The following is a 12,359-nucleotide window of genomic DNA, read 5'->3' as shown; positions in this document are numbered from 1 at the left end:
ACCGGGAGCTACTGCGGGTCTTGCGCCAATAGCTCCTCCACCAGCCCATTCAACTGCTGCTGAAACTGCCCGCCCGGGGAGGGTGGGTTGGGGTCTGAGGTGATCACAACCGTCATTTCCCGTTCGGGAATAACAAACAGCGCTTGACCACCGTAGCCGCGCCCATAGTAAACATCTTCCCCCGCTAACTGAGTAATAAACCAACCGAAGCCGTATCCGTCGCCGGTCCAGCGAGAGGTGCCGCGCGGCTGCCAAGATGTTTCTACCCAGCCTTCCGGCAGAACCCGCTGCTCATTTCCAGCCTCATCAATGACTAACCCATTATTGCGATACAGCTCGCCCACCTCAATCAGTGCGCGTGGGGAAAGCTGCATATCATTGCCACCAAAATAGATGCCTTGCGGGTCGCGCAGCCAAGGGCGGATAGTGATATTGAGCGGATCGCCTAGCAGGCGTTGTGCAAGCGCATGGGTCGTCTCGCCGCTGGCATGGGTGAGCGCGGCGGAAAGCAGGTGGCTGGTGCCGGTTGAGTAGAGCATTTCCCCACCGGGTTCATCCACAAAAGGGCGAGTAATGGCATCGTTAACCCAGTTGTCACTCGCTACCCAAGCGCCATAATTACTGCCGGAGGTACGCTCAAGCCCCGCCTGCAGTGCGAGTAGATGGGCCACCGTGATCTCGCTGACTTTTGGTTCAACACCGCTAGGAAGATGCTCGCCAAACAAATCCACCATGGGCTGCTCGACGGAGTCGATAATATCCGCCTCAATCGCCGCACCAGTGATCGCTGCCAGCACGGTTTTGGAGAGCGATTTAATATTGGCAGGCGAGGCCACACCCGGCCCACCTTGATGATGCTCATGGATAATCTCGCCATCGTAGGCCACTACCATGCTGTGGACGCGTTCAAGCTGTCGGGTTTGCTGGTCTAGTGCCTGGAGTGCTGTTGCAGAGGGTTTATTTGCTGCCGCGGCAGAAGTAGTGAAAAACGACATAACAGCAAACGAAACAAGTAAAGCAGTAACGCGCATCGCAATACCTTCAGTATAAGTGGCAAAGGTTCGAGGTTAAGAAGCCGAAGAGGTTCCGCAACAGATAGCCGCGAGCATTAAGGTTAGGCGGTACTTTCTGCGCCTGAGAAAGGAACTGAATATTTATATGAATGGCTCATTTTTGAGCTTTTATAGCCACTTTTAGTATATAGTGGAGTATAAATGACCCTTTATTGAGAGAGCTATTATGGCCCTGACTCACTCTCTGCTTGCGCCTGGCGAACTGGTCCAGCAGGTCGGTGCTAACGCACGGGCAACCCGATTGGCGCAGAACCTTTCCCGTAGAACTTTGGCGCAGATGGCGGGTGTTTCCGAGTCCACTATTAAACGATTCGAGTCTCATGGGCAAATAACCCTCGAAGGACTTGTGCTCATTGCCACGGCACTGGGCGCGACAGGTCAAATTGCCGAACTATTCAAGCATGAACACCCAGTATCCCTTGAAGAAATCAAACGGACAGGTCGCACCCGGGGGCGAAAATGAAGCGGATCAACACCATAGAGGTGCTGCTAGCAGGTAACCCAGTAGGGGAACTGGTCGCTAGTCGACAGGGGATCTACTTTGCCTATTACCCCCAGTGGGTGGCGGAAGGCTTCAATTTGTCGCCCTTGAATATGGATTTTACTACTCAACCACAAAAGGCGGCCGATCCACTTCTTTTTGCTGGTCTGCCGGGGGCATTTGCTGACTCGCTGCCAGATGGCTGGGGAATGCTGCTCATGGATCGTTATTTTCTTGCCGAGTATGAAAAAGACCGGAGGGACATTTCTCCTCTTGACCGGCTGGCTTATATGGCCGATAGGGGAATGGGAGCGCTAGAGTATCGCCCCGTTCTCGAGCGTACCGTCGATGAAGACAATATCGACTTGGAACAACTTTATCAGGCCTCTCATGCTGTCTATGAAGGTGAGACTTCATCGACTCTGGACGCCCTAAGATTGGCGGGTGGTTCTCCGGCCGGTGCCCGGCCCAAGGTTGTCGTCGCTTTGTCTCCTAATGGACGTCATTGCAGTACCTCGTTCAAAGACCTTTCGGCTGGCTACCAGCACTGGCTAGTGAAATTCCGCGCACCCACCGAGCATCGGGACACTGGTGCCATTGAGTACGCCTATTCATTGCTGGCAGAGCTTGCTGGGGTGAAAATGGCTGCGAGTAGGCTGATTGAGATCAACGCTGCAACGGGCATCGAACGTTTCTTTTCCGCTCAGCGTTTTGATCGCAATGGTAATAGCAAAATTCACATGATGACGGCTAGCGGTATTCTCTATGCTGATTACAGCGCTCCATCGTTGGACTATTCAGACCTATTGAAGGCAACTAACGCGTTCACCCGTCATTCAGAAGACGTTGAGCGAATGGCGAGGCTGATGGTGTTCAATGCCCTGACCCACAACCATGATGACCACGCAAAGAACTTCGCTTTTTTGCATGATCAGGGGCGGTGGACGTTGGCGCCAGCTTATGACCTTACTTATGCCCCTGTTCGGGGATACGCAGATGAACACACCACCTCTATCAGCGGTGCAGGCGTGGCTACCCGGAAGAAGCTAAAACAGGTGTGTGCACCCTTTCGGTACTTAGATCCGGATCTCTACATTGAGCAAACTCTTGATGCCCTTGCTGGGTGGCCGACCCTTTGTCATGAATTAGAGATCGATAACCAGCAGCAGAAGCTTATTCAGCGCGCCTTTGACGAAAAATACCAACACCTTGGATAGCACGGGAATAGTCGCTTTCGACTAGAGGGAGGCAGCGGAATTACGCAAAAAAAGAAAAAGCCTGCTAGGATGGGGGTGTTGGCTCATGGGTAAGCAACCCGTTGATTTTACCTAAAACGCAATAAGCAAGGAGCGCCCTATGCGTAATATTATCTACATTATTGGCCTGATCGTCGTTGTGCTGTTCATTTTGTCGATGCTTGGCCTACGCTAAGCCTCTAATAATAAGCCAAGCAAAAAACCGCCCACACGCGAAAGCTGTGGGCGGTTTTTTTTATGCGCAGCGCCTATTAACGATGAGTGGCAAAAGCAGGGCAGTGAGGGTTAGTCACAAAAGTTAAGCGCAATCAGCGGCACCCTGACCAAACATATCAAACATCAATTCACGGCCAAGGCGAGTCAGTACAAAACGGTCATAGTCGTTGAACGTAGCGGCACCGCTATCTTCCATCACCTGTTGGCAGGTTGCCCAGGTAGGCGCTACTGAGCCAAGCGTTAGCAATTCACGGCGCGTTAAACCGCGCTGGGAAAGTGTAATAGTTTCGAGTACATGGCCGTGGTCGTAAAGCACTTCAGCCGCAATTGATAAACACTGACGAAGGCTGCGTTGAACATTCGCAGCGGTAGAAAGCCGGTAGGGTAATGGCGCGAGCCGTTCAGCAAGCTCGGGACGCGTAAGCTCTGAAGGCGTCAGTTCGGGAGGCATGGTATGTTCTCCTGCAATTAGCACCAAGATGGGCTTGTTGCAGTGCATTATAAACCAAGGTCGATGTTAGACCAAGGTCTATAGTGCGGGCGGCCGTTTCTGCTAATTCATTATCATCGCCACATGCGATTATATTCTTCCCAATAACGCCCCATTTGCCGTTCCTGGGTTAAATCGTAAAGCTCATATTGACGATTCAGGCGGGCGCCGCCATCGCGGGTAAGTGGCTGCCAACGTAGTGTTGCACGGTCACGGCTAGAGAATGTGAAAAACGCATCCAATGGTATGGCAAGATACAACCCTTTATCAAAGCTACCTTCACCAAAATCGTCGCCTGCATCTGTCCAGGTACCCCAGGCACCTATGCGTACTCCGGATTCAAACTCACGGGAGAAGTCTAACGTGGCGCCTACATCCCCGGCTAGGTAACGGCCCACGCTCACTTTGGCCAAAACATCCTCAATGCCGGTTTCTATATAAGCGTTTAAATGGCCAGTCCACGTGCTGTAATCGCGTAAATCAAAGCGCTGGTCAAACGCACGTTGGCGCACCCAGTTAACATCGGCACCCAGTGCCCAGGGCGCATCAAATGGTCGATAAAGCAGCTCAGTACCTACCCCTGCGTACATCATTTCAAGCAAGCCACCATAGCCCATGGCATACACGTTATCGCTTAGCTTTGCAGTGCGAGTGTATTGCAAATGTTCAACGCCAAAGGAAGACTCAGAGAGGTATTCACCAATAAAAGTACGTACCCGCGGTAGGTCAGAGTCGGCGATGTACTCATAGTTATCCAGGTTGTCTAGCAAAGTCCACGCTAAGCTGCCTGAAAACCAACCATTTGGATCCGTTTGGTATTCTGCATTTAACACCGCTTTCAAGCGATAAAGAAAGCCATCAGGGCCGCCAAAGTTTTGGTCTATCTGAGGCGATAACTGCCAACTAAAGCGTTGGGAAGGGGCTTCATAAAGCGTTTCACCCGCACTGTTTTTCAGGCTGGCTTGGGCATAAATACCGTAGCGGTGAGTGTATTCAAGGTCTGACGAAGTGGCAGCTTGAACAAAGTGTTCGCGGTTATGAACACTAGTGCGCAGCGGTAAGCCACGCTCTTGCCAGTCGAAGCGAAACGAATCAATGTTCGCATCAGCCTGGGCATGCAAAATGCGATTAGCACGCCCTTCGCTTTGGGCCAATGAACGGAACCGCTCAGGCTGAGCAGTCACCGTAATGCTATCGCCCTGGCGAGAAATGCGCTCTACCTGTATGCCCGCGTTATCGTTCAATACTTGGCTTACGGCCGCCCAGTCAGCCTGCGGTTCAGCACCCAATGCGATTGGTCTTGGGTCATCTTTCACTTGGCTAAGCCCAGCCAAGTTCAGATTAAAGGTAATACCCGCCATGGCCGTGTTACCGCGCTGCCAGCCTGCGTGTAGCTCCGTGTTATCGCTAATGGCTAAGCGTGCCCCCGCGTTAAAGCGGCTTTCTTGCGTTTGGTTATTATTCTGAGGCTCATTAGCGTAATCATTACCCTCATACTCCAGCTGTAGTACCAGCGGGTTCCAAGGGGTTTGGTACTCAATGCCGCCAAAAAAAGCAGCGGGGCCAGAAAAAAACTGGCCAGTGTTAAACTCACCGCCGTCAGATCCACTACTTGATGAACGCTCATCAAAGCGGTCTGACAGCCAACCCAGGGGCGAGGTGATATCACCCGCATTACCCAAGTAACCCCAACCAAAACCAGCAGAAAAATCAAAATCGTACCAGCGCTTGCTGGCAACAAAATATTCAGCCCCGAACAGGGTGGTTCCGCCAATATCGCGCGCCCCAACGGCAAATTGGGGCCAATAGCGCGTTTCCTCTAGTAGCCGAAACTTAGCATCAAACCCCTTATCAAGGTTACGATCAAACAGCTCACCACCACGACGATTTTCAACCTCTACATAACGGAAGCCACCTTCAAACCACTCAGTTGGCTGGAAAAAAACGTTATAACGGCGGTAGGGCTCCGTACGGCTGAAGCTTACCGACATTTCACCCAGCGGGTGCATACGCGCGGTGGGCGTTTGCATAATGCCGACGCCGCCAAAATCGCTTTGCCCTGTGCCCAGCTGCCCGGCAGTGCCATTGGCAAGTGCCAAGTAGGGCCAAAGGGTAAAAACAGCTAGTAGCGAATAAACCGAAAGGTTTCTTGAACCTAGGCGATAAAGAGGATTAGAAGCCGAAGAGTGCATTATTGAACTTGCCATTGAGAACATTGATCGCCAGGGAGTTGCGCGGCTAACACACCTGGCAGCCGCTGATTAATAATATCAAGCTCGTGCGTAACGCCTGGGAACGGTAGCGCCCCCCTCAATCCTTGCCGGTTGGGCAGCTCAATGGCGATTCGGCTACCGGGAGCTAAAGGTGTCTCTTCATGATTCCAAGCGGCAATGCCACGATGAATTACCTCGCCCTGTGGGGTAATAAGATGTACATAATCAATAGACGTAAAATCACGAGGCGTTAAGTCATGAATAAGGGTGTCGAGAGTCATGCCCGGCTGCCATGCAATACGGGTAACACCCTGCAGCCCCCACACTTCTACCCAGGTGGGTATTTCACAAGCTCCCCAATTTACCACGCGACTCAGCAATGGAGCTTCTCGTAAGTTAGCGCCAAGCTTAGGTAAATCTAAGCGTTCAGGGCTGCGTAGCGGTTGATGTTCCAGGCCGCGGAGTGCTTCTTGCCATGCGACTAAGGCTTGGCGATAGGAGATATTGCCCGCTACCTGAGTACTTATAATCAGTGTGTTCAGTTCTTCAATCAGGTAGCGCCGCTCTTGTTGAAAGTGCTGCTGGTCTTTGGCTAATAAACCATATGCATGGCTCCAACTAACGGGTTCCGCAAGCTGAGGTAATGTCTCCAACCAAGCGTCCGCAAGCGTTAGCTCAGAAAAAGCAGTATCTGCATGAGCTTGAGGCAATAGAGTGCTGTGGCTTTTTAACATCACGCTAAAAGAGGCAGCGCTCACCAACAAAACAGTGGCTGCAAATCTTACAGCGGGCGAAATGCGCGCCATAAAGCCGGAGCGGGTGGTTATCGTTCTCATATCTCTCGCTTCAACGCAGCATAAGGTAGTACATGGCAGGATAAGCTTTGATTGGTTAACTACCCCACCAAGGGCGAGCTACTTGCCAGCTAATATCTGGGCCTTGAGGCCAAGCCGCCTCATCAACTTCCCAAAGCCTTAAGGTAGCAGGGTCTCTCCACCATTGAGCGCGGGTAGTCTGACCACTATCCCATGTGTAATCAACGTGACACGACTCCAGTACCAACTCAGTTAATAGCAACTCGCGGCGCTGCGGTTCACCGCAGGTCATAGTGCCTTCAGCACGTTGAGCGTGGCTCAAACCATCACTATCAACCCAGTGGCGCTCTATTGAAAAGTTTGCAGGAGCAGCAAGCTGCCAAGGAGTGCCAGCGTTTGCTTCTTCCGGTAAACCGTAACGTGTGGTCAGCAAATCCCCTTGTGGGGTTGCAACAGCATAAAGGCCCCCTTGGGAAAGGCTTAAAAACCCACCCGCGCTAATCGGCCAGTGAGTTTGTTCGCCCGTTTGGGCGCCCAACACCACTAAACCACGCTGTACAGAGGTGTCCAGAGCAATCGAAGCAAAGGCAATGTTTTCTGCCTGCTCAGCAGTCGCTTGGCCACGGCCTGGATCGAAAATAACGATAGTTTGAGCAATGCTAGAGCGTTCGAAGGTGCTACACCCAGCCAAAGCAAACAGGCTGCCTAGAATAACGGCTCTAAACCACATCGCTAAAAAAGAGCGGATGCACCCACGCATAAGAGCCGCTAACAAGCGGCTCTTATGCGTCGTTGAGTAATGGCAAGGTAGGTGCCTATCGGTAGTGTTCAAACGTTACCTCAGCGCGTGCCTGTGCTGCCAGAGCCAGAGGAATCAGCAGCGCTAACGGCAGCGCCGAGCGCCACAGCACTGACTGCACCTACTACTAGTACGGTAGTGCTAACTCCCAGTGCGCCAGCTAAGCCGCCAACCGCTGCCCCACCAGCCGTGACGCCGCCTGCTGCTGCAGTCGTCCCGGCGGCAGTTCCAGTACCACCGGCGGCAGCTCCAGTACCAGTCGAGGATGCGGGAGCAGGCGTTGAAACTGGCGTTGAAGCGGGTGTTGGCGTAGGGTTTTGAGGAGAGGCTTGTGGGGAGGTTTGGGCCATCGCTAATGGCGAAGCCAACATGCCCGTAATAGCTAGAAAAGCCAGGGGTTTCTTCAACATAATGCTATCTCCTATCAGCAATAATCGAATGCAAAACACAGTATTTGCTTATGCTCAGCAGAAAAGATGGCTTGCACGTAAAAAGTTTACGTCAAAAATTTGCCTTGATAGTAGCGCGCAACTCATCTTAAACATAGACCCAAACTAAAATTTTGGCCTATATCCTACATGAAAAAAGCTCCCGTAATTAGCGTGGTAATAATGATAGATGGCATGAGACACGGAGGATGCTCCTCAGCGGCAGCGGCTCGATGAAGCCCCAAAGAGTAAAGGAAAGAGTAAGGGGTTTTGGGAGTGGCTAGGCTGACATTTACCATTTCAGTATAAAAAGATGCCTAAGCGCGACTTATATTAATAGCTGCTAGCGTGGAAGGGCGGAGTTAGGTAGGATGCGGCTTTCTCATTTAAGTTATTGAACCAAATCAGCAAGCCTGCTAATAAAAATGTCGCAGGTACTGTTATAACCCTATGCGAGTAAAGTGGATGTATCAGTGTCGTATCGCCACGCGCCCTTTGCGGCGATTACCTTTCGCTGCCGCCCTGGTTGGTGTGCTTGCGCTTTCTGGCTGCTCGCTTGCCCCCGGCGGCCACATGGATTACAACACCCAAACCGCGCCCATTAATGACCTGGTAGATGTGCAGCCAATCACTCCAGGGCTAGTGGCCTCTATGCCCCGTGCAGGCAACCGCGCCACACCCATGCCGAGTGAGTTGCGCGAAGCTATTGATGCCTGGCAATACCGCATTGGCCCCGGCGATGTACTGAGTATTATTGTGTATGACCACCCTGAATTAACCATTCCTGCCGGTAGCGAACGCCGCGCGGAAGATGCAGGTAATCAGGTACGCAACGACGGCACCATTTTTTACCCTTTTGCAGGCCGCTTACAGGTAGAAGGGCTGACGCTTGAAGAAGTGCGCCGCCTGCTAACTCAACGGTTAGCAGGAGTGATTCAAGAACCGCAAGTCGATGTCAATATTGCAGCCTTTCGTTCTCAAAAAGTATTGGTAAGCGGCGCGGTAGGCCAGCCCGGCAGCGTGCCTGTTACCACGGTGCCACTCACGGTAGCGGATGCGATTAGCCAAGCGGGCGGCGCAGGTGAAGAGGCCAACTGGCATGAGGTCTACCTAACACGTAATGGCATAGAAGAGCGCCTTTCGCTATTTAGCCTTATGCGTGAAGGCGACCAAAGCCAAAACCGCCTGTTGCAAGATGGCGATGTGCTCCATGTGCCCACCTCGGAGAATCAAGCGGTCGCGGTAATGGGCCAAGTGGGAGTTCCAGGGAATGTGCGTTTGGGCAACGAGCGCCTCACGCTAACGGATGTGTTGGCGAGAGCAGGCGGTATTGATGAGGCTAGCGCTGAACCATCCGGTATTTTTGTCATTCGTAGTAACGAGCCAGGCAGCGAGCGCTTAGCCACGGTGTATCAGCTGGATATCAGTAACGCCGTGGCATTAACACTGGGCAGCCGCTTTGCCATGCAGCCAAGTGATGTGGTGTACGTAACCACAGCGCCTATTGCCCGCTGGAACCGTGTTATTAGCCAACTTCTGCCGTCTATTCGCTTACCGGGTTTTGCTGCAGAAAGCGTTACCGATTCACGCGATTTATAACAGTGCCTGTGACGTGCTTGTAACCGTGCTTGTAACAATGTTTGTAACAATGCACGTGTATAAGCTTTATAGATGGGTACCTAGCTTTTAAGCACTACCTAATCCGTAAGCAGTGCAGATGGATGATGACACCGTCAGCCAATGACAATGAGTGCGAACAGGGCATTGTTAAATTATGTTTCATAACATCTTGGTGGTGTGCATAGGCAATATTTGCCGCAGCCCGGTGGCGGAAGCCATGTTGCGGGCGCAGCTACCTGACAAGCAATTTTCGTCTGCCGGGCTGGGCGCGCGGGTAGGTGAGGGTGTTGATCCAAAAGCGCGGCAGCTGGCGGAAGCGGCAAGGTTGAAGGTAGCTGAGCACAGTGCTAGTCAGCTAACGCTTGAGATGCTGCAAGCCGCAGACTTGATTTTAGTGATGAGCGACAACCAGCGCCGGGCAGTGGCAGAAATCGCCCCTGAAGCCCTAGGTAAAACGATGCGTTTGGGCCGCTGGCTGGATAATGGAAAAGGTCGTGACATTCCCGACCCCTACCTGAAAAGCCAGGAAGTGTTTGAGTACGTACACCGGCTAATGGACGAAGCCTGCCGCACCTGGGCGAGTAAGTTAGGCTAGCCCGCAGTCACCTAGCACACTTTAATTTATAAACGTGGACATAACGTACGTATGAGCGATGTAACCCCCTTGAATGGTGCTTCACATCAGGATGATGAAATTGATCTAGGCCGCCTGCTGGGTCTGCTGTTAGACCGTAAATGGTGGATTATCGCCATTACGGTGTTGTTTGCCTCATTTGGGGTTATTTACGCTTTATTAGCCACGCCGGTTTACCAGGGTAACGCGCTGGTACAGATAGAGCAGCGCTCATCACTTAATCCCTTTGGTGAGTTAAGCGAGGTGTTGGGCCAAACGAGTGAATCGTCGACCTCTGCGGAGGTGCAAATACTCCAGTCCCGTATGGTGCTGGGCCAAGTAGTCGACCGAGTAGCGTTAGACACGGTGGTGACGCCGCGCACGCTGCCGATTATAGGTGAGTTTATTCAACGCCGGGGCATTGAGCGGCCTAGTTTTATGCAAAATAGCGCCGCAGTATGGGGTGGGGAAAGCGTTAACGTCGGGCGTTTAGAGGTAGATGACGCCTATCGCGGCCAAGCGTTTACCTTAAAGGCAGAAAGCAGTACAGAAGGCCAAGTAGAAGAGTATTCATTTTGGCTAGAGGGTGAGCGCCTGGGCACCGGCCAAGTAGGTGTACTTAACTCTTTTCTAGGCGGTGAGGTAAAGGTGAGTGTGGTCGATATGGCTGCAGCGGCAGGAGCGGAGTTTACACTAACCAAACTGCAGCGCTCAGTCGCCGTTCAACGTTTAAAGAGCCGGCTAAGTGTGAGCGAAGAAGGCGGCGGTAGGAGCAGTAGCACGGGCATGTTGCGCTTAACCCTAACCGGTGGTGATGTGCAGGAGATTAAGCGATCACTAGATGCGGTCACCGAAATTTTTCTGACCCAGAATGTTGAGAGACAATCTGCAGAAGCAGAGCAAAGCCTGGCGTTTTTGGAAGAACAATCCCCCGAGCTGCGTGAGCAGCTGAACGCGGCTGAAAACCGCTTAAATGAGTACCGGGTAAATGCAGAGAGTGTTGACCTCAATACTGAATCTCAAGCGGCGATTGAGCGCTACATAGCGCTTGAGCAAAGCTTGAATGAGCTGGAGTTTCAAGAGGCGGAATTGGCCCAGCGTTTCACCCCTAGTCACCCAAGTTATCAGGCACTACTGCGCCAAAAACGTAACTTAAAAAATGATTTGGATGCGTTAAACGAGCGGGTAAGCCAGTTGCCGGAAACCCAGCAAGAAATTGTTCGCTTAACGCGGGATGTAGAAGTCACGCAGGCCATTTATGTCAACGTATTAAACAAAACCCAAGAGCTGCAAATGGCACGCGCTGGCACGGTGGGTAATGTGCGGATTATTGACGATGCGTTGGTGAGCAAAAACGCGATTGCGCCTAAAAAGCCTTTGATTGTAGTGATGGCCACGCTGCTAGGCGGCATGCTAGCCGTGGGCGTTGTGCTAGTGATTGGATTACTGCGCCGGGGGATTGAAAGCCCTGAGCAAATCGAACAAAGCGGCCTGCCGGTTTATGCCAGCGTGCCGTTATCAGAAGCACAAAACAAGCTGGTGCGCTGGATTAAGAAGAAAGGTAAAAAACGCGGTTTTAAAATGGTAAGTGGCGTACTGGCAGAACACGCCCCCGGTGATATTGCTATCGAGTCATTACGCGGCCTACGCACCAGCCTGCATTTCGCTACGCTGGAAGCCACTAATCGCTGCCTGATGATCACCGGGGCTAGCCCTGAGGTAGGCAAAAGTTTCATTTCTATCAACCTGGGGGCTGTCTGCGCCCAAATCGGCCAGCGGGTGCTGGTGATGGATGCCGACATGCGCAAAGGCCACCTGCACTATGCCTTTGGCGGTGAAAGCGCTAACGGGCTTTCCGATGTGCTGTCAGGCCGTTCAACGTGGCAGGCGCAGCTACGCAGTAGCCAAATAGAAGGGTTGAGCTATATGGCGCGCGGTATGGCCCCGCCAAACCCCTCAGAATTACTCATGGGGTCACGCTTTAAGCAAATGTTAGACGAGATGCAGGAACATTATGATCTCATCATTATAGATACTCCCCCGGTGCTCGCCGTCACCGACCCAGTCATCGTCGGTAATCACTGCGGCACGACACTGTTGGTCGCGCGCTACGAAATGAACACCCCCAAAGAAATGCAGCTAGCGACGCGCCGATTAGAAAGTGCAGGCGTTATAGTGAAAGGGGCCATTCTAAACGCGGTAGAAAGAAAAGCCGCGACCGATTATGGGTATGGCTACTACCACTACAGTTACAAATCGGTTGAACAGTAAGAAATAGCAGCATAAAGCGGTTGAAAATACTTCTTTATGTTGCTAATTATATATAGCCGACGTACAGTAACATGCTGGTAGTTA

Annotated in this window: 11 protein-coding genes; 5 read left to right on the top strand and 6 right to left on the bottom strand. The window is 52.2% G+C overall.

Annotated features, from left to right (window positions below):
- Positions 1–8 precede the first annotated feature (8 nt).
- Complete coding sequence (locus Q3Y66_RS16515) at positions 9–1,031, bottom strand: serine hydrolase (protein ID WP_008959457.1); 1,023 nt, start codon at positions 1,029–1,031, stop codon at positions 9–11.
- A gap of 208 nt (positions 1,032–1,239) precedes the next feature.
- Here Q3Y66_RS16515 and Q3Y66_RS16510 point away from each other — a divergent pair, with 208 nt between their 5' ends.
- Both Q3Y66_RS16510 and Q3Y66_RS16505 read left to right on the top strand, forming a co-directional pair.
- Positions 1,240–1,536, top strand: a complete 297-nt coding sequence (locus tag Q3Y66_RS16510; protein ID WP_008959458.1) for a helix-turn-helix domain-containing protein — start codon at positions 1,240–1,242, stop codon at positions 1,534–1,536.
- On the top strand, positions 1,533–2,771 hold the full coding sequence (locus tag Q3Y66_RS16505) for a type II toxin-antitoxin system HipA family toxin (RefSeq protein ID WP_008959459.1): 1,239 nt from the start codon (positions 1,533–1,535) through the stop codon (positions 2,769–2,771). Before Q3Y66_RS16510 ends, Q3Y66_RS16505 begins: the two co-directional genes overlap by 4 nt.
- A gap of 337 nt (positions 2,772–3,108) precedes the next feature.
- Here the strand turns inward: Q3Y66_RS16505 and Q3Y66_RS16500 are convergent, their stop codons facing one another.
- The 5 genes from Q3Y66_RS16500 to Q3Y66_RS16480 form a co-directional block, all read right to left on the bottom strand.
- On the bottom strand, positions 3,109–3,477 hold the full coding sequence (locus Q3Y66_RS16500) for a hypothetical protein (RefSeq protein ID WP_008959460.1): 369 nt from the start codon (positions 3,475–3,477) through the stop codon (positions 3,109–3,111).
- A gap of 113 nt (positions 3,478–3,590) precedes the next feature.
- Positions 3,591–5,615 (bottom strand): YjbH domain-containing protein, encoded by a 2,025-nt coding sequence (locus Q3Y66_RS16495; RefSeq protein ID WP_303319506.1) that lies wholly within the window; start codon positions 5,613–5,615, stop codon positions 3,591–3,593.
- A gap of 92 nt (positions 5,616–5,707) precedes the next feature.
- Positions 5,708–6,565, bottom strand: coding sequence for a capsule biosynthesis GfcC family protein (locus Q3Y66_RS16490; protein WP_008959462.1), 858 nt, complete (start codon positions 6,563–6,565; stop codon positions 5,708–5,710).
- A 55-nt stretch (positions 6,566–6,620) separates the two neighbouring features.
- Positions 6,621–7,304, bottom strand: a complete 684-nt coding sequence (locus Q3Y66_RS16485; protein WP_008959463.1) for a hypothetical protein — start codon at positions 7,302–7,304, stop codon at positions 6,621–6,623.
- Positions 7,305–7,384: 80 nt separating this feature from the next.
- Positions 7,385–7,753 (bottom strand): hypothetical protein, encoded by a 369-nt coding sequence (locus tag Q3Y66_RS16480; protein WP_008959464.1) that lies wholly within the window; start codon positions 7,751–7,753, stop codon positions 7,385–7,387.
- Between the two features lie 483 nt (positions 7,754–8,236).
- Between Q3Y66_RS16480 and Q3Y66_RS16475 the strand changes: the two genes are divergently transcribed.
- The 3 genes from Q3Y66_RS16475 to Q3Y66_RS16465 all read left to right on the top strand — a co-directional run bounded on the left by Q3Y66_RS16475 (position 8,237) and on the right by Q3Y66_RS16465 (position 12,275).
- Positions 8,237–9,370, top strand: coding sequence for a polysaccharide export protein (locus Q3Y66_RS16475; RefSeq protein ID WP_008959465.1), 1,134 nt, complete (start codon positions 8,237–8,239; stop codon positions 9,368–9,370).
- 175 nt (positions 9,371–9,545) lie between these two features.
- Positions 9,546–9,986 carry a low molecular weight protein-tyrosine-phosphatase gene (locus Q3Y66_RS16470; protein WP_008959466.1) on the top strand — a complete coding sequence of 147 codons (441 nt, stop codon included), beginning with the start codon at positions 9,546–9,548 and terminating at the stop codon, positions 9,984–9,986.
- Between the two features lie 51 nt (positions 9,987–10,037).
- Positions 10,038–12,275, top strand: a complete 2,238-nt coding sequence (locus tag Q3Y66_RS16465) for a polysaccharide biosynthesis tyrosine autokinase (RefSeq protein ID WP_008959467.1) — start codon at positions 10,038–10,040, stop codon at positions 12,273–12,275.
- Positions 12,276–12,359: the final 84 nt, after the last annotated feature.

The organism is Halomonas sp. HAL1 (assembly GCF_030544485.1).
In the GTDB taxonomy this organism is placed as follows: domain Bacteria; phylum Pseudomonadota; class Gammaproteobacteria; order Pseudomonadales; family Halomonadaceae; genus Vreelandella; species Vreelandella arctica.
This window is presented reverse-complemented; position numbering and strand designations above follow the sequence as displayed.